Here is a 24090-nt window from a genome sequence, read left to right as displayed (position 1 = left end):
CATACCCCACGGCTAGGCTCCGTTCCATGGAGACCGACCTCGTCCTCGCCGACGGCCGCACGCTGCACCTCTACGACACCGGCACCGGCACGCCGGTCTTCTGGCATCACGGCACCCCGCAGATCGGCGCCGTGCCCGCGCCTCTCCTTGCCCTGCCGGGGATTCGCTGGCTGTCCTACGACCGTCCCGGCTACGGCGGCTCCACCGCTCACCCCGGCCGCACCATCGCCTCGGCCGCCTCCGACGTCGCCGCCATCGCCGATTCCCTTGGCGTTTCCCAGTTTTCCGTACTCGGCCACTCCGGTGGCGCCAACCACGCCTTGGCCTGCGCCGCCTTGCTGCCCGACCGCGTCACCCGCTGCGTGACCGTCGGCGCCCTGGCCCCGTTCGAACCGGACGACCTGGACTGGTGGGCCGGCATGGTCGCGCCCGAGGAACTCCGCGCCACCGTCGCCGGCCGCGAGGCCTTGGCCAAGCAGCTCGCCACCGGCCTGTTCGATCCCAACGCCTTCACCCCCGCCGACCATGCCGCCACTTCCGCCACCGGCGCGTGGTCCGACCTGGGCCGCAACGCCGAGCTCGCCACCGCCAACGGCTTCGACGGCATGATCGACGACGACCTCGCCTACGTCACCCCCTGGGGCTTCTCCGTCGCCGACATCCGCCGCCCCGTGCTGCTCCTGCACGGCGAGCAGGACCGCGTCATCCCCTTCTCCCACGCCCAGTGGCTCACCCGCCACCTGCCCGACGCCACCCTCCGTCCGTCCCCTTCGGACGGTCACATCTCGGCCCTGGACCGTATTCTCGACGTGGTCGAGTTCCTACATGGCTGAAACCGCCCTGTTGGCCATGGCGTTGCCCTTCGACTCCGCTCCCAGCCACCTGCCCCGGCTGCGCCAGGCCATCGAATGGGCCCGCGCTTGACCAGGGTCCTCGACGACGTCGTCCGTCAACTGGCCGACCTGGTCAGCTGAGGCCCTGGATGCTCTGTCGGGCCTGTGCCGCGTGCCACGGACGGCCGTAGTCGTCGTACAACTCAGCCGCTTCCTGCCAGCAGGCCACGGCTTCGTCCTCCCGGCCCACGCGCCGCAACGACGCGGCCATGGTCATCAGCGGCGCCGCGACGGCTTCCTCCAGGTGACCAAAGGCCCGGCCGCGGGCGATCGCCTCCCGCAGGATGTCGATGGCCTTGTGGTCGTCGCCGAGGCCCTGCCACGCCACCCCCACCTGGTGCATCGCCTGGGCCGCACCGATCGGATCCCGCCCCTGCCGCCACGCCAGGCCGAGTTCGGCCTGGCGACGGGCTTCCTCATGCCGGCCGAGTCCGTTGAGCGCCCAGGCCAAAGCCTCTCTGGCGACGGCCTCTGAACGGCCGCTGCCCTGCACCAGCGACAGCGCCTGCTGGGCACATGCGAGTGCGTCGGCGAAGTCGCCCCGATAGACGTGCAGCCACGCACGGTTGTCCAACGCGATGCCCCGAAGCACGGGATCGGCCAACCCCACGGCCAACTCCGCGGCACGGTCGACGAGCGCCGTTGCCTCGCTCCAGTCATGGCCGCGGTAATGGTTCTCCGACTGCCTGATGCAGAACCAGAACTCGGCGAGGCGGTCGCCTACGCGCCGAGCGGCGCGCATCCCGAGACCGGTCAGCTCGACGGCATCCTCCACCGTGCCTCTCATCCAGAGAAACCGCACGCCCTCGGCCAGACGCACAACCTCCGCGCCCAGACCGTGCCGGTCGGCCATGTGCAGCAGCGCACGGAGATTGGACCGCTCGGTATCGAGCCGGTCCAACGCCCGAAGGCCGTCGACAATCGCCGGTCCGACGTAGGGAGCGTCGAACGGCAGCCGGAAAGTGCCGGGAAAGGCCAGGCGGTCGCACTCCCAGGCCATCCGGGCATACCACATGGCCAACGCGGCGATCGCTGCTCGGCGAACCACCGGGCTGTCGTTCTGTTCGGTCAGCTCCGCCGCGTAGGCACGGAGCAGGTCGTGGCACCGGTAGCGGTCCGGCGCCACCGGCTCGATCAGGTGGGCCGCAGCCAAGGCCTCGACGAGTCGCCGCGCCGACGGCGGTTCGAGGCCCGCGACGACGGCAGCGGCGTGCACGCTGAACTCGGGGCCGGGGTGCAAACCCAGGCGGCGGAACAGAATGGCCTGGTCGTCGGGAAGACGCCGGTAGGACCAGCCCAGCACGGCCCGCACAGCGGCCCGCTCGTCACCGTCCGGGCTGAGCACGTCCAGCCGACCACGCTCGTCGGCGAGTTCGGCCACGACACCGGCGACCGTGTTGTACGGCGACGCGGCGACCCTGGTCGCCGCGATCCGCACTGCCAGGGGCAACCGTCCGCACAGCTCGACCAGCGACGTCACGGCCTGCCGTTCGTGCGCGGCGCGGGCCGGTCCGACGATACGTGCGACCAGTTCCACCGCCTCGGATTCCGGCAGCAGTCCGACGGTCAGCCGGTGTGCCGACTCCGTCACGACCAAGCCGCGCATGCTGTCGCGGCTGGTCACAACGACCATCGATCCGGGCTCACCCGGCAGCAGCGGCCGCACCTGTTCCGCGCTACCGGCGTTGTCCAGCACGATCAGCACCTGTCGTCCGGACAGCAACGAACGGAACCGCGCCGCCTTTGCCTCCACGCCGACGGGGATCCGGTCCGACGCCGGATCGAGCGCACGGAGGAAGCCGTCCAGCACCTCCTCGGGGGTGGCCGGCGCACCGGGACCGTAGCCACGCAGGTTCGCGAACAGAGTGCCGCCGGGGAACCGGTCCTGAACGCTGTGCGCCCAGCTCACCGCCAGCATCGTCTTGCCGATGCCGGCGGTGCCGTCCATCGCGGTGATGACCACGGCATCGCCCGGAACGAGTGCGTTCAGCGCTTCCAGGTACGTCACGCGCCCGGTGAACTGCCCGATCGCCAACGGCAGTTGCCGTGGCCGCTCGGTGGTCGTGGCGGCGCCGGTCATCACGACACCGTGCATGGCCCCGATCTGCAACGCCGGCCCGTGCACCGTGCCGCCAAGGTCGTTGCGCACATCGGCAGGCTCAGCCACACCAGCAGTTTGTTGTGGAAACGTCGACGGCAGGCTGGCCCGACCGCCGAATCACCCCCACGGACTACCCCGCCGGGGCCGGTCCGACGTCGTCCTCGCGGACTGACCGTCGCCCTGGACGGTGGAGGGCAGCGGCCTGCCCTCCACCACAAGGGAATCAGCCGGTGATCGCCTTCAGCGCGCCGAAGTAGCCCTGGTGGCCGTTGGCGTTCGGGTGGTAGGACTCGTTGAGCTTGTCCCACTGGAGGCTGGTCATCCACACCGAGTTGCCGGAGCAGATCTCGTGGCCGGCGAACACGGTACGGGCGTCGACGAAGCGGAAGCCGGCGTTGGCGGCGGCGGTCTGGATGATGCCGTCGAGCACGTCGGCGGCGTTGTTCAGGGCGGTGCGCTTGGTGTCGCTGAGCCCGAAGAGGCAGTTGCCGCCGATCTTGTACATCCGCGGGTAGCCCATCACGACGACCTGTGCCGACGGGGCCTTGGCCCGGATCCCGGAGTACAGGTTGGCCAAGCCGCCGGGCAGCACCGAGCGGCCGGTGCTGATGGCGGTGTTGACGGCGTTGATGCAGGTGGAGTCGGGCAGGTTGAGGATGCACGTCTCCAAGGTGCTGACGAAGCCCACGTCATTGCCGCCCACCTGCACGGTGACCAGCGAGGTGTCCGGCGTCAGGGCCGCGCTCTGGTTGACGACGTCGGCCACCTCCGCCCCGGAGCAGGACGCCTCGACGTAGGTGGTGGACGGGTGCGCGGCCGCCCACAGCCGGCTGTAGGCCAACGGCCCGCGGCGGCACGCGTCGTTCGGGTCGTCGTAGGTGTAGGTGCCGACGCCCACGGCGTAGGAATCACCGAGCGCCACGTACTTGGCGGTCGCCGCCGGCGCGGCGGCGGCCGTGGCCGGCAACAGGATCGCGATCACAGGGACGAGCAGCAGGGCCAGACGACGCATGGCTGTCTCCGTCTTCGAAGGCATAGCGGACGAGAGGCAAAGCGATCACTACGAGTAGCAGCTCACGCGTGACTCCGGTAGGCCCGCCAGTAGCGTTCACGCGCTGGTCAGCCTGCCGCCACCGTGATCGCGAATCAGCCTTTGAGCAGGGCGTCGTCGGCCAGCACGGCGTGCACACCCCACGTCTCGTTGGCGATCTGCGTGATACGCAGGTCGACCGCCGGACTGGCCAGTGCAAGGGCCGTGGTCCGGTCGACCTGGTAGCTCACCGCCATCCAGTCCAGCATCGCCGACAGCGCCTGCGCCGACGCCTCGTTGAGGTCGCTGTCGAACCCGAAGGTCACCCGCCCCGCCGGCGTCGTCGCGTGGGCCGTCCGGATCGGCGGGTCCGTCACCAGGTCCAGCACCAGACGCGTGGTCATGCCGCACTCCACCGCCGTGCCGCAGACTTCCCCGTCGCCCTGCGCCCCGTGCCCGTCGCCAAGGCACAGCAACGCTTCCGGCACCGTGATCGGCAGATACAGCGTCGAGCCCGCGACCAGCTCACGGCAGTCGATGTTGCCGCCACACGGTCGTGGCGGGATCGTCGAGTGCTCCCCCGCTTCCTCCGGCGGCAAGCCGATCACCCCGAGGAACGGCGCCAGCCGCACCGCGAACCCCAGGTTGTTGACCGCTTTCCCGTCCGCGATGTCCCAGTGCAGCCACGTCCGCTCGTCCGACACCGTGTTCAGCCGTCGGTTCAGCGGAGTGTCCGCCCCGGTCACCGTGAAGCCCCAATCGTCCGGCTGGAGTGACCCAGCCGCACCGCCAGCATCATCCCCGGCTCCGCCCCGCGGACCGCGATCGGTCCCGTCAGGCAGTGCCCCCGGCGATCCGGTATCAGCTTCTCGCCGTGCCGGTCCGCGCCCAGATACCCGTGTGCGTTGAGGCTCCGGACGACCAGCGTGTCCCCCGGATCCACGGTCAGAACCGACGGCCGGTCACGGTCGAAGACGTCGGTGACGGTGTCGGCGCTGGGATCAAGTCGGTATTCGGTCACCCGGTCATCCTGCCCGCTCACGTGTCGTACAGGCCGTCCCACGGCTCGTGGAACCCGTACCGCTCGGGATAGAGCTCCACCCAGTCGCCCCGTTCCGGCTCGGACTCGTCGACCAGAGCGAACCGCACGCCGTCGTGATCGAATTCGAACAGCCGGATCGCGATGTCGCAGAACTCCCGCTCCGGCAGCCCCGCCACCAGTTCCGCCAGCCGCCGCTCCGCCCGCTCGCGCATTTCGCCTTGGAGCACATCCGCCTCGCCGACCATCGTGATGTCCGAGGAGACGTAGTTCCCCTCGTGGTCGAACAGATGCATGTACACGTACCAGCCGTTGGGCCGACCGGCCCTGAGGATCTTGGCGAAGAACTGGCCGTCGCGATACCGGCCGATCGTCTCTGTGCGATAAGGCTCGCAGGCAATGGGAATCAGCGTCGGGGCAGCCACGCCGGGGGAGCCTAGAGCACGGCTCGGCACACCGTGACCGGATCGGCCACATCGGCGACGGTTTTGCCAGCCTCGGCCGCCGCGGCGGCAAAATCAGGATCTGCCAATACTTTCCGTACCGCCGCGCGCACAGCCGCGACATCCGGCGGTCGGACGATCACGGCACTCCCCTGCCTCGCGGCACGGTTGGCGAGCTCCCACTGGTCGCCACCACCGGGCACGGCGACAACCGGCACACCGGCAAGCAAAGCCTTGGCCAGCAAGCCATGCCCGGCACCGCACACCACAACGGACGCCTGCCGGAGCAGGTCGTCCTGACCGCCGGCCCCAGCAGTGACCCACGACGGCAGACCATCCGGCGGCCGAAACGTGGAGATCGCCGCCCGGACATCAAGACCGTCAAGCGCGGCAAGGGTTATGGACAACATATCGGCGGCACCGCTCGCCGCAGTGGACGGCGCCACCACCACCAGCGGCCAAGCACCGGGCGGTGGCTCGAGCCCCACCGGCAGCGGATCCCACAGCAGCGGCCCGACGACGTGCGCCCGACGCGGCCAGTCCGGACGCGGCACCTCCAGCGCCGGCAGCGTGGCAATCAACCGCGCGGCCGGGCCGGGATCCCTTGCCGGCAAACCGATTCCCGTACGGGCGGCGAACTGCTGCCGCCGTCCCTGACGCAGCGATCGAGCGGTGAAGCCCCGCAGCACGGCGTCCCGCAGCCGACCACCAACGCCGACACCTCGGGCCAGCCCACTGCCAATCGGCGGCAGACCCCGCGACGGCAAGTAGAGCGGATGCGGCGACAACTCGACCCACGGCAGCCCCAGCAACTCGGCCGCCATGCCACCGCATTTCGCCAACACATCCGACACGACGATGTCCGGGCGCAACGCCTCCAGCGTCGGCACAAGCTGTCGCGCCAACCCCGCCGCCCGCTCGTACAGCCACTGCCCGATGTCGGCCTCGGCCCGCAACTTCAGCCATTCCAACGGCGGCGCCTCGACCCCAGCCGACACCGCCGCATCACGCCAGCCGTCCGCCGTGAGCAGGACCGGCTCGTCGCCGACCGCCGCGAAGCGCAGGCACAGCGCGACCGCGGGAAAGACGTGACCGGCGTCCGGCCCGGCAACGACGGCCACTCGCATGTGCAGCAGACTTCCACACGAAAACCGGTTGCCGCGCGGGCACGCCGATCACGAGACTGCGAGCACCATGACGATTCGGACACCCTTGTTCTGCGGCACCGACCTGGCCCAGCGGCTCGAACGCGTCGAAGCCGGTTTCATGGCCAAGGCCACCGAGGCCACGACCGCCCGCCGCGGCGACCAGGTCGCCTTCGCGCGCGCGATCGCCGGCGGCATCGCCTGCTACGCCGAGCCTGACTCGCCGTTCAACAAGGTCGCCGGCCTCGGCTTCGCCGGCGTGCCCGAGACGGACGAGCTGGCTCAGGTCGAGCAGGCCTTCCATGACCTCGGCGCCCCCGTCCAGGTCGAGCTGTCCAACCTTGCCGAACCGGCCGTCGGCCAGTTCCTCACCGATCGCGGCTACCGCCTGGCCGGCTACGAGAACGTGCTCGGCATCGCCCTCGCGGACCTGCCCGCTGTCGAGCCTCCGGTCGGCGTCGAGGTTCGGCCCTGCCGTGACGACGAGTCCGAGACCGCGCTGGACCTCCTGTTGGAGGCCGTACTCACCCCCGACACCGAGGGTGCCGCCACCGACGAGGACTTCCCACGCGACGCCCTCCGCAACGCCATCCGCGACATGGACGCCGCCGGAACCCGGCGCTACCTCGCCCTCATCGACGGCATCCCGGTCGCCACCGGCGCCCTCCGTATCTCCGACGGCGTCGCCTACTTCGCCGGCACCGCCACCCTGGCCCAGCACCGCCGTCGCGGCGTGCAGACCGCTCTCATCGCCTCCCGTCTCGGCATGGCCAAGGCCGCCGGCTGCGACATCGCCACCGTGACCACCGGCCCCGGCACGAAGTCCCAGCAGAACGTCCAGCGCCGCGGCTTCGACCTCCTCTACACCCGTGCCCTGCTGCTAAAGACCCCCTGAGTCCAGGTCGCTCAGCCGACCCACCTCCAACCGCTCAAGCTCGTCCCCGTCGAGGAGGACGTCCAGCACCATCGCCAGCGACGTGCCCAGGTCAAGCGCGTCGGCACGACTTTCGGCCAGCCGCCATCGCTTCGGCTGCTCGTTCTCGGTATCCGGCTCGAACCGGCACAGCACCCAGTGGATGTCGTCCGTGTCGGTGGCCATGGCCACGGTCCGCCCGTCGGCCAGTTCGACGACACCGAGCAGCGTGCGCTCTCTGGTACCGGCAAACACCTTGCGCTGTTCCTCATGCGGCACGATCCGGGCCGCGCCGCCATGCAAGCCGGCCGAACCCATCCGCCGATAGAGCTCGATGTACTCGGCCGAAGCGGGAAAGAACTGCGGCACATCGACCGGCGGCGTCGTCTCGTGGTCCCGGATGATGCGGTCCAGCACCGGACCGACTGCCGGAGTCGCCAACGTGATGTGCCAGCCGGCGATCGGCTGCAGCTGCCAGTTGCGGTCCTGAGTCACCCCGACCAGGCCGCCGTGGAGCGCCACCGCCGTGTTCTCGCCGGTCACCATGTTGTTGATCCGCACCACTGCCTGGGACAGCGTGGCCGGGACCTGCTCGGTCGTGATCGACGGGCTCTCGACAGCGCCATAGCTGTTGCGTGTGACATTCCGCGGCTCACCGATCGGCAGGTCCAACAGCGGATTCGAACAGTCACTGACGCCCCTGACCCGCAGATACGGGTAGAACCGCGCGGCCCACCCCGTGATCACCGCACCACCATAGGCATCGGCCGGGTTGTAGATGCGCTGCCAGAACCACAGGTTCGGCTCGCCGCTCGCGGCCCGGACGAACTCGTCGGCGATCGGCACCAGCGACCGGACCCACTTCTCCAACCCGAACTCGGGCAGGCGATCGACCCGCGAGCGGATCTTCCGCCAGTCCTCGACCGTGCCGGTAAGCGTGATCCGCGGGATGCCGCACACGAACTTCATCCAGTACGAGAAGTAGGGCGAGTAGCCGTCGAGCATGATCACTCGGCTGGCTGTCCGCTCGACCTCCGTGCTGGTGGTGAAGTCGCACTCGAACAGGTCCGCACCTGCTGCCCGGCTCGCCACCTCCTTTCCCAACTGCTCGATCACCGCACGCCACTCGTCGGCATTGGCTGGTGGCTCCAGCATCTCCAGCACGAGGGCCTCGCGGCCCGGACGCCCGACCAGCTTCGGCCGCAGCTCCTCCGCGTGGAGCCGGATGTGCTGGGCCACACCCTGGGCGATGGTCAGCCACACGGCATCAGGCGACAGCACCAGCGGCCGGTGCTCACCGAACGCCCGGGACACGGCGTCCAGCAACGGGTGCACGCCGTTCGGCTCGATCACCGGCGTATCGGGGTCACCACCACTGGCCAGCACCTCGCCGAACAACTCGGCCTGCACCTCGGCCAGTGGCAGGGTGGGCAGCGGCTCGGTCGCGGTACGCACGTCATCGACGCGAAAACTCGTCACGAAAAACTCTAGGGACGTGTCGATCCGGGTGAACCTCCATTCGACGCACTGGTGACAACGAACGTTGCGCTGAGAGGAAAACGGTCATGGGCTATGCCGACGTGAACGGCCTGCACCTGTACTACGAGCGGCACGGCGAGGCCGGCACACCCTGGTCCTCCTGCACGGCGGCATGCTGACCATCGACCTGAACTTCGCCGGCCTCATCCCTACGCTGGCCCGGAAGCACCAGGTGATCGGCGTAGAGATGCAGGGCCACGGCCGCACCGCCGACATCGACCGGGCGATCACCCCGGCCGCGCTGGCGAGCGACGTGGTGGCGCTGCTGGACCATCTCGGCATCGACCGGGCCCACGTGCTCGGCCACAGCATGGGGGCGGCGGTCGCCCTTGAGCTGGCGGTCAGCCACCCGGACCGGGTGCTCTCGGTGGTGCCGATCTCCGCGAGCGTCCGGCCCGACGGCATGCACGAGGACCTGCTCGACCCGTCCCGGCACGCGACCTCCGACCGGCTGCCGACGCAGCAGGACTTCGCCGACTTCCGGGACGCCTACCAGCGGCTGTCGCCGCACCCGGAGCACTTCGACGAGTTCCTGGCCACGATGTCGGCCTCGGCCGCCGACCTCAAGGGCTGGACCGACGACCAGCTGGCCGGCATCACCGCGCCGACGCTGCTGGTGCTGGGCGACCACGACTTCACGACCATCGAGCACGGCGCACTGATGAAGCGGCTGATCCCCGGCTCGCACCTGGCGGTGCTGCCGAACACCACGCACATGAACGTGACGCTGCGGTCCGAGCTGCTGCTCCCGTTGCTGGACGAGTTCCTTGACTAGAATTGGCCGGAACGGAACCTGTCCAGCACGCGCCGCTCCCGTTTGGTCGGCCGGCCGGCGCCCCGCTCACGGCGGGCGACCGGAATGGCGGCCTCCGGCGGGGGCGCGGGCGTGCGGTCGATGAAGCAGGTCGCGGCGTCCGCGGCACCCACCCGCTTCTGGATCACCCGCACCACCTCGACGACCTTGGTCCGGTCGCCGACCCGGGCGCGCACCTCGTCGCCGGGCGACACCACGGTCGCCGGCTTCGCCGGTTTGTCGTTCACGCGCACATGGCCGCCCCGGCAGGCCGCCGCGGCGTCCGGACGGGTCTTGGTCAGCCGGACCGCCCAGAGCCAGCGGTCCACTCGGGTGGACTCCACCTCCCCATCATGTCATCGGGTCCAACGGATTTCAGGGCCGGCGCTGCGCAGGCGACCGGCCGGGCCCTGCCGCAGGTCGGGTACTGCGGCCAGCCAGACGACGGGTCCTCCCGGTCCCACTCCCGGCCGGTGGGCATCAGGCCGAGGATGTTGTCGGCGAACAGTAGGCGGTCCATGCCTCGTCGGGTGGTGTCGTAGGTGCGGTGGATCCGGTCCCCGTCGGTCGGTGCTGTGTTCATGCCGCCGATTCAACTCCACCCGCCGGACGTTTTCCCGCGATGCGCAATCCGCTGATCAACAGCGTCCCACGGTCACCCTCCGAGTGCGATTAACTCGTTGCCGCACAACAGCTTCAGAAAAATCAACCGCCCGCAACCTACTCCTCATTCGTCCCATCGGTCGGTCAGGTATCGGGCCACGAGGGCGGCATGCGACAGCGGCGTGACCAGGTTCGCCACGTCCCCGTTGGTGGTGTAGTCCAGCAGCACCAACGGTTTCGCCGCGGCGATCGCCCTCAGCGCCGCAAGCTCGTCCTGCACACAGTTGTCCAGCATCCAGCGGTACGCCGGCAGATAGATCCGCCGCCGCGCGGTCTCGTAGTCCAGCAGGCCACTCCCCCGCAGGCCCCCACGATGCCCCAGCACCGGCCCGAACCGGCGAACCGTCCTCTTGAGACCGGTCATCCTCGTGACGGCCAGCTTCGACGCGTCCACATCGTTGTCGGCAAAGACCTTCAGCGCCTGCCAGATGCCTTCCACCGACGTGCCGACCTCGCCCGGCGACAACGGCACCGGGATGCCGCCATGCGGATAGAACGGGCTCAGCCGCACCCAGGGCTCCGGCCCGCGCGAGGTCACATCCACCACCACGACGTCCGCCGGGAACGCCGACCTCCGCCGCTTGCTCGCCACCTCAACGTTCACGCCGTCATCGTGCCGGCAGGGTCTGACACTTTCGCGGAGACCGGCCGGGAGACCGCCGCGCCACCAATGTGCCGTTAGTGGCGCTGAGCGCGACCACATCCGCGGTGATGTCACCGCGCATGGCCCCACCGACCGGGTGAAGTTAAGAATGTTTGACACGATGTCCAAGCTTCTTTACATTTGACGCCATCGAGCGGGGAGGAGCGCGGCCGTGGCCTACGAAGAGAAGCGCGCGTGGATCATGCTGGTGGTGTCGGCGATCGGCTATGCCGTGTACGCCGTGATGGTGCTGGGCAGATCGGGACCGACACCACTGACCCAGGTGCCCTATGTGGCAACACTGCTGTGGGTCACGGCGGCCTCGATCGTGACGACAATCGTGCTGACCATCGCGGTGTCGATCCGCAACCCCAAGGACAGCCGGCGCGACCAGCGCGACCGGGAGATCGGGCAGTTCGGCGACCGCGTCGGCCAGTCGTTCGTGGTGGTCGGCGGGGTGCTCGCGATGTTCCTCGCGATGTTCCGGCTGGACCACTTCTGGATCGCCAACGTCATCTACCTGACCTTCACGCTGTCAGCGGTGCTGGGCTCGGTAGCGCGCATCGTCGGCTACCGGCGGGGGTTCCAGACATGGTGAAGCCGACCAGGGTGACGAACTCGATCCGCGCGCTGCGTTTCGCCGAGGGCGAGATGACCCAGGCCGAGCTGGCCGACCGGATCGGCGTGACGCGGCAGACGGTGATCGCGATCGAGCAGGGCAAGTACTCGCCGTCGCTCGAGGTGGCGTTCCAGATCGCCCGCGTGTTCGGGGTGCCACTCGACGACGTTTTCCAGTACCCGGAGGGAGATTCACCGTGAGAGCCATCGTGAGCGACCGCTATGGATCGTTGGATGTGTTGCAGCTCAAGGACATCGAACGGCCTCGGCCCGGCCCCGGAGAGGTTGCGGTCCGCGTGCGCGCGGCCGGCGTCGACCCCAGCATCTGGCACCTCACCAGCGGCCAGCCGTACCTGATCCGTCTGCTGGGCTTCGGCTTACGCAGACCGAGAAGACTGGTACCTGGCCTCGACCTTGCCGGCACCATCGAGGAAATCGGCCCCGGCGTCACCGACCTCCGTCCGGGCGACGAGGTTTTCGGCACTGCCGACGGGTCGTTCGCCGAGTACGCGATCGCCAAGGCGTCGAGGGTCGTCGCGAAGCCGGCCAATCTGGCCTTTGACCAGGCCGCCGCCGTGCCGGTATCGGCCTGCACCGCGTTGAAGGGGCTACTGTCCGTCCAGTCCGGACAGCGACTGCTCGTCATCGGCGCCGGCGGCGGGGTCGGCAGCTACGCCGTGCAGCTGGCCAAGGCCCGGCAGGCCCACGTGACCGGGGTGTGCAGCACGGCCAAGACCGACCTGGTCAAGATGCTCGGTGCCGACGAGATCGTTGACTACAAAAGGAATCCATCACCGGCCGCTACGATGTCATCCTGGACACCGCCGGCGACCGACCGCTTTCCCAACTGCGCCAACACCTCTCGCCCAAGGGCACACTGGTCATCGTCGGCGGCGAAGGCGGCGGCAAGCTCGTCGGCAGCGTCGCCCGCACCCTGCGCGCCGCCCTGCTCTCGCCATTCGTGAGCCACCAGCTCAAGGGTCTGATCGCCACCGCGGAAAACCCCGCCGACCTGCTCGAACTCAAGCGGCTCATCGCGGAAGGAGCAGTCACGCCGGTCCTCGACCGCACCTTCCCGCTGGCCGAAGCCGTTGCCGCCATTCGCTACGTGCAACAGGGTCACGCCCGCGGCAAGGTCGTCGTCACGTTGTAGCACAACTTGACCGTGCCGTCCGGATAGACGACCTGCTCGTCGAAGGCCAGCGGCGCGGTGTCGTCGCCCAACGGGAACAGCGGCTTTCCCTTGCCCAGCAACAGAGGCAGCAGGACGATCTCCAACCGGTCGATCGCGCCGGCCTGGTGGAAGGCGGCGATCGTGCTGGGTCCGCCCAGCAGCTGAGCGTCGCCGTCCGGCAACGCGGCCAGCACCTCGGCGACATTGGCGCAGACCGTGACGTCCTGGTCAACCGGCACGTCCACCGAGCCGGAGCTGAGCACGAAGACCTTCTTGCCGGGCCACGGCCAGCTCTGCGCACCCAGCGCGGGCTCGAAGGTGTGCCGGCCCATGATCACGGCCGTGCACTGGGCGAAGAACTCCTCGTGTCCGTACGAGACGCCGGACTGGAATGCGGGCATGTGCAGCAGCACCGGCCAGCCCTTCTCGTCGGCCGAGAAGCCGTCGAGGGTCATCGAGGTGTGCACGCGGATCGCCATGATGCCAACTCCTTCTGTTCGGTTCCCTGCCCTCTGGTCGGCGCCGACGGACCGTCCTCGACACGTGCTACGGTGTTTCTGCGCGTGACCCACGCCTCACCTCCACGAGCCGGCCCCAGCCCGGCTCCCCGCGGAGGCAAAGGGACTTCCTGTCTCGGGTCGCCATCCGAAGCCGTCCGTTCCGGACGTGCGCATCGCTGGGGGATCGCTGATCCGGGACGTGGAAGGCCGAGGACGTGACCGCGAGAGGCAATTTCAAACGACGGGTCAGGGCCCGCGCGGCCAAGACCGGGCAGTCGTACACGACCGCGCTTCGGCACTTCCGCCCGATATCGGGAAACGAGATGCCGAAGACGAAAACCCTGCGGCTGGCCGCGGCGCGCACCACGCTGCGGCAGGACCCGCGGGACGCGGATCTGGTACGGGAGAGCGGGCGGGAGATCCGCCGGCTGATGCGTGACGCCTACGCGGCGGGCGCGCGGCTGGTGGTGTTTCCGGAGGGGGCGACCTGCTCGCCGCACAAGCGCATCATGTCGGCCGACCCGAACCGCGTCGGACCGGCCGACTGGAGCCTGGTCGAGTGGGAGGTGCTGCGGGACGAGCTGGGCCGCATCGCCGACCTGGCCCGGGAGCTCGGCCTGTGGACGGTGGTCGGGGCGGTGCACCGGCTGACCCCGCCGAACCGTCCGCACAACAGCCTGTATGTGTTGTCCGACAAGGGAGAGGTGGTCACCCGCTACGACGAGCGGATGCTGTCCAACACCAAGGTCAGTTTCCTGTACACGCCCGGCGCCGCGCCGGTGACCTTCGAGGTCGACGGCGTGCGGATCGGGCTGGCGCTGGGGATGGAGGTGCACTTCCCGGAGCTGTTCCTGGAGTACGAGCGGCTGGACGTGGACGCGGTGCTGTTCGCGACCGCCGCGCCGACCGAGGTGTTCGCGACCGAGGCTCAGGCCCACGCCGCGACCAACAGCTACTGGGTGGGCTATGCCTCCGACGCTGGCTCCGGCGTGATCTCGCCGGACGGCCAGTGGATCGCCCGCACCGACGACGGCCCGATCGCCGTCGCGGATCTGGACGGCAACGTGGAGTACCTGGCCCGGCCGTGGCGGCGAACCGCCCGCGCCGGCTTCTATGAGCCGCACCTGATCCGTGACGACCCGCGTAGCCAGGATCGCGCCGGGTTCTAGCGGTCGACGAGACGCCCGTCGACGGTGAGCCCGGCGGGCGTCTCGCACCACTGATGGTCACTGCAACGTTTGGAGGTACATCCGACCGGGATCGGAATGGAGAGGCGAGCAGCGCTGGCCTCATCCCACAATGACGGCATGACCACCCGGCTGACGGAGGCACTCGCCCAGATCGAGACCGTGTTCGCCGCCTACCCGCGACGAGCCGTGCTCGAAGGCTGTCCGCACTGCCGCGGTGACGTCCGAGTGGCCGACCATGACCTGTTCTGGCTGACGATCAAGCTGGGCAACACGGTCGGCACCGAGGCCGACGTGAAGGCGTTGCTGCCGACGCTGCTCCAGAGTCTGGTGACCACGGGTGAGCTCGACCCGGGCATCGTGCTGGGCAAGGTGTTGCCGACCTGGCCGGCCGAGGAACGGGCGGCGGTCGACCGGTTCCTGGACGCCGTGTGGCAGGAACTGCCGATCGGGGCCTTCTACGACACGGAGGCGTTCCTGGCCGCGGTCCCCGATCGCCGACGGTTCGTCACGGAGTGACAGCGGCCGGGCCGACTGTTCCTCGCCTCAGCGCCGACCGCCGGCCGTCGCGAGAGGGCGTGTCGAGGTCGAACGCGATCGATCGCGTTGGGTCAACCCCCGATGGTCTGGTCTTTTCGGTTAATCCTGAACACCGTTAACAGGTAGTTCGACCGGTACTGCGCGTGACGAGGCGTGTTAGTCTTCCGACAAAGCCGCAGGTCAGACGTCACGTTGGGTGTACGGGTGGACACGTGACGTGTGCAGATGCACACAAGTTTCGGGAGGCGCGTCCCGAACGAGTGTTAGGACTGTCTAAGAGCACAAGACCAACTCGCCCTGCCCGAGGAGGACGGAGCCGTGCCGAATCGGCCGCGCCACGCCGTGAACGGTCCCGACATGTCCGAGGTCGGTGTGCCGACCCAGCGCGACAACGACGACAGGATCTGGACCGGCCAGCCGATGAGCGGCGCGCAAGCGGCCGACATCGTGAGCACTGTCGTGCACCGTCCCGGCCCGCTGGCCGAGCTGCGCGACCGGGGCAGCCGCTTCGTGCGCCGGCACTCGGGGCCGCTGAGCGATGTCGGTGCCATCGCGCTGGCCCTGCTCGATGTGCTGCTGGTGTTCCCCAAGGACGCCGAGCTGTACTCACACATCCTGTCCGGCGTGGCCTGCCTCGCGCTGGTGCTGCGCCGCCGCTACCCGTTCCTCGTGCTGCTGGCCACCGTGCCCGGCTACCTCGCCGGCTGGTCCCAGCTCGCCGGCATGATCGCGCTGTACTCGCTGGCCAAGAAGAAGGCCTGGAACTGGCAGACCATGGCCGGCGCGGTGCTGATGATGCTGTGCGCGTTCATCATCTGGCCGCTGTCCGAGTTCGTCGGCCTCGACTGGCGGCACCAGCTGCTCAACCTGCTGTGGGCCGTGATCAACGCCGGCATGCCGCTGGCGCTGGGTCTGTTGGTCACCACCCGCAAGGAGCTCGTGCGCCGACTCACCGAGCTGGCCGCCACACGCGAGCGCAAGCAGCAGCTACAGGCCCAGGCCATCCGCGCCGAGGAGCGCACCCGGCTGGCCCGCGAGATGCACGACGTCGTGTCGCACCAGGTCACCCTGATCGCCATGCAGGCCGGCGCGCTGAAGATGACCGTCACCGACGCCGATTCGCGGGAGATCGCCAACACCATTCGCCGGCTGTCCACCAAGACGTTGGAGGAGCTGCGCCAGTTGGTCGGCGTTCTGCGGACCACCAGCGACGATGACGACGGCCTTACCGACCTGACCGACCTTCGCCGCATGGTCTCCGACTGCGGCCTCGCCGTCACGCTCAACGTGGACGGCGACATCGAGAGCATCCCGCGGCCGGTGTCGGCCGCCGCGTACCGGACGGTGCAGGAAGCACTGACCAATGTCGGCAAGCACGCCCCGTCGGCCGCCGTGTCCGTGCTCGTCCAGGTGGGCGAGGACGAACTGGAGGTGCGGGTGCGCAACGGACGGCCCCGAGGACAGCGGACCCCTGCCCTGCCCTCTGGCGGCCATGGCCTGGTCGGACTCACCGAACGGGCCGAATTGCTGGGAGGCAGCTGTCATGCCGAGCCGAGTCGGGACGGTGGGTTCGTGGTGACCTCACGGTTCCCGCTCGCCCTGCCCGGTGTGCCGGCGCCGCAGGCTCCCCAGCACGCATAGGAGGGTCGGGCCGGAGGGGAAGCCGGGCGCGGGACTCCCCTCTCCTGATCAGCCACGCAACGAAAGCCGCTTTGCTTGCGCACGTCGCGAGCAAAGCGGCTTTCGTGTTGGTGGGACGGGAAGGAAAAGGAAGGGGAGGCGAGCAGGGAAAGGTGCGGCAGGGCGGGACGCGGCGGGCGAGGCGGCCGACGTGGGGCGGAACTGCCTGCGGTGAGCCTGCGGGCCGGGCGGAATGCAGCGCCAGAGGACGGCAGAGCTCAGCGCAGAACGGGCCAGCGGACGGGCAGAACCGCAGAGCAGGCCCGGCGGAAACAGCAGAGCGGGACGGTCAGCGGCAAGCGGACCGAGGCGACCGACCACGGCAGGCGGACCGCTGCGACCGGACTCGGCGGGCAGTCCACGGTGGGCGAGAGTCCGGCGGACCGCCGTCGCCGAAAGTCGGGCGGGCGGCGGCGACCACGGAGGGCTGAAAGCGCGGAAAGGCCGCTCTGCCCCTGACTTGCCGGGGCAGCGCGGCCTTTCGGGTCGGATCGGGCTAGAACTCGCCCTCGCGCTGGGCCCGGAGCTTGGCCAGCGCCTCGGCCAGGATGGCCTCGCCGTCGGCGTCGGAGCGGCGCTCCTTCACGTAGGCCAGGTGCGTCTTGTACGGCTCGTTGCGCGGTGGCGCGGGCGGGGCCTTCTCGTCCCGCCCGGCAGGAAGCCCGCACCGCGGGCAGTCCCACGACTCCGGCTCCTCGGCCTCGAGGGCGAACGACGGACGCGACTCGTGGCCATTGGCGCACCAGTACGACACCCGGTGCCGGGGCGCGGACTCGCCGCGCTCCGACTCGCCCATCGGGCCCGATCCGACTCGGGTACCGCGGATCGCGTTACCGCCAGTCATCGACCCTCACACTCCCACAAGACGTGGTTGAACAACCCCAGTGACGGATGACGGCACTCAGCCGCCGAGCTTGGCCAGCAGACCGATGCCGACGATGCTGATGATCCAGATCGCGGCCACGAACAGCGTGATCCGGTCCAGGTTCTTCTCGACGACGCTCGACCCGGACAGGCTCGACTGCATGCCGCCGCCGAACAGCGAGGACAGACCGCCGCCACGACCACGGTGCAGCAGCACCAGCAGGATCAGCAGCAGGCTGGCGACGATCAACAGGATCTGCAGGAACAGGTTCATCTCACCCTCGCTGTAAGGCGTATAGACGCTACAGGTTACCTGCTCCACCCCGGCCTTCGGCGCACGGTCCGGAAAGGAACAGTCACGGAAACGGAACCGGGGCCCCGCCCGAACGCGAGCGAGGCCCCGACCTGCGACAACGATCTACGGCAGCGGCCCGCCGGCCGCCAGCGCACACAGCTTGGCGAACTCGTCGCCGTCGAGGCTGGCCCCGCCGACGAGACCACCGTCGATGTCGGGCTGCTTGATCAGGTCGGCGATGCTGCCGGACTTGACCGAGCCGCCATAGAGCACCCGCACGACGTCGGCGACCTCCTGGCCGTACTTGTCGGCCAGCGTGGACCGGATCGACGCACACACCTCCTGCGCGTCGGACGGCGTGGCGACCTTGCCGGTGCCGATGGCCCACACGGGCTCGTAGGCGATGACGACCTTGGCCGCCTGCTCCGCCTTGAGACCCTTGAGCCCGGCGATCAACTGCGTGTTGCAGTGCTCGAGGTGCCCGTTGACCTCACGGACCTCGAGCCGCTCGCCGACGCACAGGATGGGCGTCAGACCGTGCTTGAGCGCGGCCTTGACCTTGCGGTTGACCAGCTCGTCGTCCTCGTGGTGGTACTCGCGGCGCTCGGAGTGCCCGACCACGACGTAGGTGCAGCCCAGCTTGGCCAGCTGCGCCCCGGACACATCGCCGGTGTAGGCGCCGGAGTCGTGCGGGGACAGGTCCTGCGCCCCGTACTTGAGCAGCAGCTTGTCCCCGTCGACCAGGGTCTGCACGCTGCGCAGCGAGATGAACGGCGGCAGCACCGCCACCTCGACCTTGGCGAAGTACTTCTCCGGCAGCGAGAAGGCGATCTTCTGCGTCAGGGCGATGGCCTCGAGGTGGTTGAGGTTCATCTTCCAGTTGCCGGCGACCAGCGGAAGGCGGGCCATCAGTCCTCCAAGACCTTCACGCCGGGGAGCTCCTTGCCCTCCAGGTACTCCAGCGACGCGCCGCCGCCGGTGGAGATGTGCGAGAAGCCGTCCTCGGGCAGGCCGAGCTGGCGCACGGCGGCGGCCGAGTCGCCGCCGCCGACCACGGTGAACGCGTCGGACTCGACCAGCGCCTGCGCGACGGCACGGGTGCCGTCGGCGAACGCGGCGAACTCGAACACGCCCATCGGGCCGTTCCAGAACACGGTCTTGGCGTCGGCCAGCTTGCCGGCGAACAGCTCACGGGTGGCCGGGCCGATGTCGAGGCCCTCCCGGTCGGCCGGGATGGCGTCGGTGGACACGACCTCGAACGGGGCGTCCTCGGCGAACGTCGTCGCGGCCAGCACGTCGACCGGCAGCACGAGCTCGACGCCGCGCTTGGCGGCCTCGTCCAGGAACCCCTTGACCTGGTCGAGCTGGTCGGCCTGCAACAGCGAGTTGCCGACCTCCTTGCCCTGGGCCTTGAGGAACGTGTACGCCATGCCGCCGCCGATGAGCAGCCGGTCGACCTTGGTCAGCAGGTTGGCGATGACGCCGAGCTTGTCGGACACCTTCGCGCCGCCGAGCACGACCACGTACGGGCGGGCGGTGTCGTCGGTGAGCTTGCGCAGCACCTCGACCTCGGCCAGCACCAGGCCGCCCGCGTAGTGCGGGAGCTTGGCGGCCACGTCGTAGACCGACGCCTGCTTGCGGTGCACGACGCCGAAGCCGTCGGACACGAAAGCGGCCTTGTCACCGACCAGCGACACCAGGTCGTCGGCCAGCGACTCGCGCTCGGCGGCGTCCTTGCTGGTCTCGCGGGCGTCGAAGCGGATGTTCTCCAGCAGCGCCACGCCGCCGTCGGTGAGCGCGCCGACCACGGCCTTGGCCGAGTCGCCGACGACGTCGGCGGCCAGCGCGACCTCGGCGCCCAGCAGCTCACCCAGCCGGGCGGCGGCCGGGGCCAGCGAGAACTTCGGGTCCGGCTCGCCCTTGGGACGGCCGAGGTGGGCCGTGACGACGACCCGCGCGCCGGCCTCGGTGAGGCGCCGCGCGGTGGGCAGGAACGCCCGGATGCGGCCGTCGTCCGTGATCTTGTCGCCGTCCAGCGGGACGTTGAGGTCGGCACGCACCAAGACGTGCCGACCCGCCACGCCCTCGGCGATCAGGTCGTCGAGAGTCTTCACTTGCGGTTGCCCTCTCAGAGCTTCGAGGCGACCAGCGACACCAGGTCGGCGAGGCGGTTGGAGTAGCCCCACTCGTTGTCGTACCAGCCGACGACCTTGACCTGGTTGCCGATGACCTTGGTCAGCGGCGCGTCGTAGATGCAGGACGCCGGGTCGGTGACGATGTCGGCCGACACGATCGGGTCGGTGTTGTAGCGCAGGTACTTGGACAGCGCACCCTCGGCGGCGGCCTTGTACGCGGCGTTGACCTCGTCCAGGGTGACCTCGCGGCCGACGGTGACGGTGAGGTCGGTGGCCGAGCCGGTCGGCACCGGCACGCGCAGCGCGTAGCCGTCCAGCTTGCCCTTGAGCTCCGGCAGCACCAGGCCGATGGCCTTGGCCGCACCGGTGGAGGTGGGCACGATGTTCAGCGCGGCGGCGCGGGCGCGGCGCAAGTCCTTGTGCGGCGCGTCCTGCAGGTTCTGGTCCTGCGTGTACGCGTGGATGGTGGTCATCAGGCCACGCTCGATGGTGAACGCGTCGTGCAGCACCTTGGCCAGCGGGGCCAGGCAGTTGGTGGTGCAGGAGGCGTTGGAGATGACGGTCTGCGAGCCGTCGTACTGGTCGTCGTTGGCGCCGAGCACCACGGTCAGGTCCTCGCCCTTGGCCGGCGCGGAGATGATGACCTTCTTGGCGCCGCCCTCGTCGACGTGCTTGCGGGCCGCCGCGGCGTCGGTGAAGAAGCCGGTCGACTCGACCACGACGTCCACGCCGAGGTCCTTCCACGGCAGCTTGCCCGGGTCGCGCTCGGCCAGCGCCTTGATGACGGTGCCGTCGACCTCGATGCCCTCGTCGTGCAGCGCCACCTCGCCCGGGAAGCGGCCAAGGATGGAGTCGTACTTCAGCAGGTGCGCCATGGTCGCGACGTCACCCAGGTCGTTGAAGGCCACGATCTCGATGTCGTGCCCGCTGGCCTTGACCGCCCTGAAGAAGTTGCGGCCGATGCGGCCGAAGCCGTTGACACCTACGCGAACCGTCACGGTGTGTCTCCTCGAAACTCGAACCGGTCGAATGCCGGAGCCCAGTAGATGCGGCGACGCTGCCTGCCGGCAACACTAGCGTTACGAAGTAGCGCTGGTCACAGTGGTATGGCAGCTTTCTTGATCGAGCCAGCAGACACTGCTCCGTTCGGGCTAGGGAACCGTGGTGAATTGATCCAGACCGAGGCCGGCGGAAATTCCCGCAAGGCGCTGTGCGCCAAGCGGGAAACGTGGGCGGCGGGGGTCAGTGGGGGCCGCGGCCGAAGGTGATGCCGCCGGTGATGGAGTCGGCCTGCACGGCGTGGCCGGAGTTCGATTTGATGGTGTTCTTCACACGGCCGCGGCGTGTGGGCTCGCTCTCCTCGACCGGTGCAGATGCCGCCGTGCCGTCCTGCTCGGCCATCTCGGCGAGGGTCCTGGCGTCGAAACCGGGCACCGCGACCCAGGCGCGGGCGGTGAACTCCTTGTTGGTCACGGCCAGCGACGCGAAGTCGGTGGCCCGCGCGACCTTGGCGTACGCCCCGTCGAAGGTGGTCCGGTACGCGGTGTCGGACATGATCATCGCCGTGCTCATCGAGCCGTCCGGGCGGGCGGCCATGCACTCCCGGGCCAGCAGCTTGAACGCCGGCGCCTCCAGCAGCCGGGCGCGGGCGATGTTCGCGGCGTGGAAGCCCTGGGTGTCGGGCAGCGGCCCGGCGTCGACGGCCAGCCGCAGCCGCAGCTCCAGCTTGTTCCACTTGTTGTGCTCGGCGACGATCCCGTCCAGCGCCTGACCCAGGTCGACCACCCGGCCCAGCAACCCGATCGGGAACGCGTACAGCCAGCCGTCGCCGGTGTACTGCGCGTCCACGGCCTCGTCCCGGGAGATCCCGACCGCGGCCATGCCCGCCGAGAGCAGCGTCTCCAGCACCGCCGGCACCTGCGGCCGCAGGTGCGGCGCGGTCCGGGCCGAGTCGATCACGTCGACCCCGAGCAGGGTCCGGATTTCGGGGACGATCGACTCCACGGCTCCTCCAGGCTGCGCGTCAGCAGGCACGTGTGGAGTCTGGTTGGGCGAAGGTGTCCGGTCTCCCGGAAAAGCGGGAGACATCGCCCCGACCGGGCCGCCATTCGGGGTCGGCCAGGCAGCGTTCCAGCAGCGACGGATCGGGCAGCAGGTAGCTGCGGCGGCCGGTCTCCAGCAGCTTGTCCGAGCGCAGCTGCTTGAGCACGTGGTCGACGGTCTTGGCCGAGGCGGTGACGAACTGGGCGATCTCCAGCTGGGTCAGGCCCTTCACCCGCAGCCCGCCGCCGGCGACGGCCTCGCCGGAGGACTGAGCCCAGCTCAACAGCTGCTTGGCCACCCGGACCGACACCTCGAACGAGGCGTGCAGCCGCTGCCGCTGGTCGGCCTGGAACAGCCGCTTGCTCAACACGTCGGTGACGTAGGCGGCCAGCACCGGGTGATCGCGCAGCAGGGTGCGGAAGGTGTGCGCGTCGACGTGCAGGGCGATGCCGGGCGTGCGGGCGATGACGTCGGCACTGCGCGGCCGCTCCCCCATCACGCCCATCTCGCCCATCAGCTCGCCGGCGCCGTAGAAGCCGAGAATGGAATCGGCGCCGTTGGGGCCGTGCAGCACCACCTTGACCTTGCCGGTCTCGATCAGCAGCACCTCGTCGCTGGGCGCGCCCTCCACGATCAGCACCTCGCCCCGCCGGAACGGTCGGGCGCGGCCGGAGTTTCGCAGCAGGGTGCGGACCTGATCGCCTAACCGGTCCTCGGTCATGTCACGTTCCCCTCAGCGACGAGCGCAGCCATGGTCGCGGCAGCGCCGCCCGGGCGGCAAGGTCTGGATCGGGTGGCGCCCGCTCAGCGACCGGATTGCGTGCTTTGCCGGTGCTGGAGGGAATCTGGGCCGGTCAGACGTCGGCCTCCTCGACCTCCAACATCTCGGGAGTCACCGCGGACTCGGTGTCGGGCAGACCGAGCTCGTGCGCGCGCTTGTCCGCCATGGCCAACAGCCGGCGGATCCGGCCGGCGACGGCGTCCTTGGTCATCGGCGGCTCGGACAGCTGGCCGAGCTCCTCCAACGACGCCTGACGGTTGCTCAGCCGCAGCCGTCCCGCCGTGACGAGGTGGGTCGGCGCGGACGGCCCGAGGATGTCCAACGCCCGCTCGACCCGAGCGGCGGCGGCGACGGCGGCCCGGGCGGAGCGACGCAGGTTGGCGTCGTCGAAGTTGGCCAGGCGGTTGGCGGTGGCGCGGACCTCGCGGCGCATCCGCCGCTCTTCCCACGCCATCACGGAGTCGTGCGCGCCGAGGCGGGTCAGCAGCGCGCCGATGGCGTCGCCGTCACGAACCACGACACGGTCGGCCCCGCGCACCTCACGGGACTTGGCCTGGATGCCCATCCGCCGCGCGGCGCCGACAAGAGCCAAAGCGGCCTCGGGCCCGGGGCAGGTAACTTCCAAAGCGCTGGAGCGACCGGGCTCGGTCAATGAGCCGTGCGCCAGAAACGCCCCGCGCCACGCGGCTTCGGAGTCGCACGTGCCGCCGGACACGACCGGCGCGGGCAGGCCTCGCACCGGACGGCCGCGCGGGTCCAGCAGACCGGTCTGCCGGGCCAGCCCCTCGCCGTCCTTGACCACGCGCACCACCCAGCGGGTCCCCTTGCGCAGCCCGCCGGAGGTCAGCACGTGCACGTCCGAGTGGTGCCCGAACAGGTCGTGGATCTCCTTGCGCAGCCGCCGCGCGGCCGCGCCGGTGTCCAGCTCGGCCTCGACGACCACGCGCCCGGCGACGATGTGCAGCCCACCGGCGAACCGCAGCAGGGAGGAGACCTCGGCCCGGCGGCAACAGGTCTTGGCCACGGCCAGCCGGCTCAGCTCGTCCTTGACCGCGCCGGTCATCGCCACTG

General features: G+C 69.7%; 28 protein-coding genes. 10 read left to right on the top strand and 18 right to left on the bottom strand.

The features are described from left to right. Positions 1–26 precede the first annotated feature (26 nt). Positions 27–833, top strand: coding sequence for an alpha/beta fold hydrolase (locus tag M3Q35_RS02070; protein WP_273939851.1), 807 nt, complete (start codon positions 27–29; stop codon positions 831–833). A 133-nt stretch (positions 834–966) separates the two neighbouring features. On the opposite strand, the gene M3Q35_RS02065 is transcribed toward M3Q35_RS02070, so the two are convergent. From M3Q35_RS02065 to M3Q35_RS02040, 6 genes are all read right to left on the bottom strand, one after another. Further along, on the bottom strand, positions 967–3060 hold the full coding sequence (locus M3Q35_RS02065; protein ID WP_273939850.1) for an ATP-binding protein: 2094 nt from the start codon (positions 3058–3060) through the stop codon (positions 967–969). A 157-nt stretch (positions 3061–3217) separates the two neighbouring features. Then, a complete protein-coding gene (locus tag M3Q35_RS02060; RefSeq protein WP_273939849.1) occupies positions 3218–4006 on the bottom strand; it encodes an SGNH/GDSL hydrolase family protein in 789 nt (262 codons plus the stop codon). A 134-nt stretch (positions 4007–4140) separates the two neighbouring features. Continuing rightward, positions 4141–4770, bottom strand: a complete 630-nt coding sequence (locus M3Q35_RS02055) for an acetamidase/formamidase family protein (protein WP_273939848.1) — start codon at positions 4768–4770, stop codon at positions 4141–4143. Next, positions 4767–5045, bottom strand: a complete 279-nt coding sequence (locus M3Q35_RS02050) for an acetamidase/formamidase family protein (RefSeq protein WP_273939847.1) — start codon at positions 5043–5045, stop codon at positions 4767–4769. Before M3Q35_RS02050 ends, M3Q35_RS02055 begins: the two co-directional genes overlap by 4 nt. A gap of 17 nt (positions 5046–5062) precedes the next feature. Continuing rightward, complete coding sequence (locus tag M3Q35_RS02045; RefSeq protein ID WP_273939846.1) at positions 5063–5488, bottom strand: hypothetical protein; 426 nt, start codon at positions 5486–5488, stop codon at positions 5063–5065. An 11-nt stretch (positions 5489–5499) separates the two neighbouring features. After that, a complete protein-coding gene (locus tag M3Q35_RS02040) occupies positions 5500–6633 on the bottom strand; it encodes a glycosyltransferase (RefSeq protein WP_273939845.1) in 1134 nt (377 codons plus the stop codon). 67 nt (positions 6634–6700) lie between these two features. On the opposite strand from M3Q35_RS02040, the gene M3Q35_RS02035 reads away from it, so the two are divergent. Further along, complete coding sequence (locus M3Q35_RS02035) at positions 6701–7546, top strand: GNAT family N-acetyltransferase (RefSeq protein ID WP_273939844.1); 846 nt, start codon at positions 6701–6703, stop codon at positions 7544–7546. On the opposite strand, the gene M3Q35_RS02030 is transcribed toward M3Q35_RS02035, so the two are convergent. Further along, entirely contained in the window at positions 7532–9019 is a 1488-nt protein-coding gene (locus M3Q35_RS02030) for a DUF4419 domain-containing protein (RefSeq protein ID WP_273939843.1), read from the bottom strand. The genes M3Q35_RS02035 and M3Q35_RS02030 overlap by 15 nt on opposite strands. 196 nt (positions 9020–9215) lie before the next feature. On the opposite strand from M3Q35_RS02030, the gene M3Q35_RS02025 reads away from it, so the two are divergent. Continuing rightward, positions 9216–9878, top strand: a complete 663-nt coding sequence (locus tag M3Q35_RS02025; protein ID WP_273939842.1) for an alpha/beta fold hydrolase — start codon at positions 9216–9218, stop codon at positions 9876–9878. Here the strand turns inward: M3Q35_RS02025 and M3Q35_RS02020 are convergent. Both M3Q35_RS02020 and M3Q35_RS02015 read right to left on the bottom strand, forming a co-directional pair. Then, positions 9875–10240 carry an RNA-binding S4 domain-containing protein gene (locus M3Q35_RS02020; protein ID WP_273939841.1) on the bottom strand — a complete coding sequence of 122 codons (366 nt, stop codon included), beginning with the start codon at positions 10238–10240 and terminating at the stop codon, positions 9875–9877. The genes M3Q35_RS02025 and M3Q35_RS02020 overlap by 4 nt on opposite strands. A gap of 383 nt (positions 10241–10623) precedes the next feature. After that, a complete protein-coding gene (locus M3Q35_RS02015) occupies positions 10624–11163 on the bottom strand; it encodes a DUF6939 family protein (protein ID WP_273939840.1) in 540 nt (179 codons plus the stop codon). A gap of 211 nt (positions 11164–11374) precedes the next feature. Between M3Q35_RS02015 and M3Q35_RS02010 the strand changes: the two genes are divergently transcribed. Genes M3Q35_RS02010 through M3Q35_RS01995 form a run of 4 tightly spaced genes read left to right on the top strand, consistent with a single transcriptional unit; the run spans position 11375 to position 12973 of the window. Then, entirely contained in the window at positions 11375–11800 is a 426-nt protein-coding gene (locus M3Q35_RS02010; RefSeq protein WP_273939839.1) for a hypothetical protein, read from the top strand. After that, a complete protein-coding gene (locus tag M3Q35_RS02005; RefSeq protein WP_273939838.1) occupies positions 11794–12021 on the top strand; it encodes a helix-turn-helix transcriptional regulator in 228 nt (75 codons plus the stop codon). Before M3Q35_RS02010 ends, M3Q35_RS02005 begins: the two co-directional genes overlap by 7 nt. Beyond that, the gene (locus tag M3Q35_RS02000) at positions 12018–12785 is read left to right on the top strand and encodes an NAD(P)-dependent alcohol dehydrogenase (RefSeq protein WP_273939837.1); all 768 of its coding nucleotides are present in this window, start codon (positions 12018–12020) and stop codon (positions 12783–12785) included. The genes M3Q35_RS02005 and M3Q35_RS02000 overlap by 4 nt, the downstream gene beginning before the upstream one ends. Beyond that, positions 12668–12973 carry a zinc-binding dehydrogenase gene (locus M3Q35_RS01995; protein ID WP_273944230.1) on the top strand — a complete coding sequence of 102 codons (306 nt, stop codon included), beginning with the start codon at positions 12668–12670 and terminating at the stop codon, positions 12971–12973. Before M3Q35_RS02000 ends, M3Q35_RS01995 begins: the two co-directional genes overlap by 118 nt. Here the strand turns inward: M3Q35_RS01995 and M3Q35_RS01990 are convergent. Continuing rightward, entirely contained in the window at positions 12940–13473 is a 534-nt protein-coding gene (locus M3Q35_RS01990; RefSeq protein ID WP_273939836.1) for a dihydrofolate reductase family protein, read from the bottom strand. The genes M3Q35_RS01995 and M3Q35_RS01990 overlap by 34 nt on opposite strands. A 344-nt stretch (positions 13474–13817) precedes the next feature. Here M3Q35_RS01990 and M3Q35_RS01985 point away from each other — a divergent pair, with 344 nt between their 5' ends. The 3 genes from M3Q35_RS01985 (at position 13818) to M3Q35_RS01975 (ending at position 16862) form a co-directional block, all read left to right on the top strand. Then, positions 13818–14663, top strand: a complete 846-nt coding sequence (locus M3Q35_RS01985) for a carbon-nitrogen hydrolase family protein (RefSeq protein ID WP_273939835.1) — start codon at positions 13818–13820, stop codon at positions 14661–14663. Positions 14664–14801: 138 nt separating this feature from the next. Further along, a complete protein-coding gene (locus M3Q35_RS01980) occupies positions 14802–15200 on the top strand; it encodes a hypothetical protein (RefSeq protein WP_273939834.1) in 399 nt (132 codons plus the stop codon). A gap of 378 nt (positions 15201–15578) precedes the next feature. After that, on the top strand, positions 15579–16862 hold the full coding sequence (locus M3Q35_RS01975; protein ID WP_273939833.1) for a sensor histidine kinase: 1284 nt from the start codon (positions 15579–15581) through the stop codon (positions 16860–16862). Positions 16863–17397: 535 nt separating this feature from the next. Here M3Q35_RS01975 and M3Q35_RS01970 read toward each other — a convergent pair. The 8 genes from M3Q35_RS01970 to whiA all read right to left on the bottom strand — a co-directional run bounded on the left by M3Q35_RS01970 (position 17398) and on the right by whiA (position 24088). Beyond that, a complete protein-coding gene (locus tag M3Q35_RS01970; RefSeq protein WP_116176714.1) occupies positions 17398–17745 on the bottom strand; it encodes an RNA polymerase-binding protein RbpA in 348 nt (115 codons plus the stop codon). 57 nt (positions 17746–17802) lie between these two features. After that, on the bottom strand, positions 17803–18039 hold the full coding sequence (gene secG / locus M3Q35_RS01965) for a preprotein translocase subunit SecG (RefSeq protein ID WP_273939832.1): 237 nt from the start codon (positions 18037–18039) through the stop codon (positions 17803–17805). Between the two features lie 144 nt (positions 18040–18183). Beyond that, complete coding sequence (gene tpiA, locus M3Q35_RS01960; protein WP_273939831.1) at positions 18184–18969, bottom strand: triose-phosphate isomerase; 786 nt, start codon at positions 18967–18969, stop codon at positions 18184–18186. Then, positions 18969–20174, bottom strand: a complete 1206-nt coding sequence (locus tag M3Q35_RS01955) for a phosphoglycerate kinase (protein ID WP_273939830.1) — start codon at positions 20172–20174, stop codon at positions 18969–18971. The genes tpiA and M3Q35_RS01955 overlap by 1 nt, the downstream gene beginning before the upstream one ends. Positions 20175–20188: 14 nt before the next feature. Further along, positions 20189–21193: a type I glyceraldehyde-3-phosphate dehydrogenase gene (gene gap, locus M3Q35_RS01950; protein WP_273939828.1), complete on the bottom strand. Its 1005-nt coding sequence runs from the start codon at positions 21191–21193 to the stop codon at positions 20189–20191. A gap of 244 nt (positions 21194–21437) precedes the next feature. Then, the gene (locus M3Q35_RS01945; RefSeq protein ID WP_273939827.1) at positions 21438–22199 is read right to left on the bottom strand and encodes a hypothetical protein; all 762 of its coding nucleotides are present in this window, start codon (positions 22197–22199) and stop codon (positions 21438–21440) included. 19 nt (positions 22200–22218) lie between these two features. Further along, positions 22219–22959 carry a Crp/Fnr family transcriptional regulator gene (locus M3Q35_RS01940; protein ID WP_273939826.1) on the bottom strand — a complete coding sequence of 247 codons (741 nt, stop codon included), beginning with the start codon at positions 22957–22959 and terminating at the stop codon, positions 22219–22221. 133 nt (positions 22960–23092) lie between these two features. Beyond that, positions 23093–24088 (bottom strand): DNA-binding protein WhiA, encoded by a 996-nt coding sequence (gene whiA, locus M3Q35_RS01935; RefSeq protein ID WP_273939825.1) that lies wholly within the window; start codon positions 24086–24088, stop codon positions 23093–23095. Positions 24089–24090 lie beyond the last annotated feature (2 nt).

This window comes from Kutzneria chonburiensis (assembly GCF_028622115.1).
In the GTDB taxonomy this organism is placed as follows: domain Bacteria; phylum Actinomycetota; class Actinomycetes; order Mycobacteriales; family Pseudonocardiaceae; genus Kutzneria; species Kutzneria chonburiensis.
Note: the sequence above shows the minus strand (reverse complement) of the source record. Positions and strands in the feature narration are given on the sequence as shown.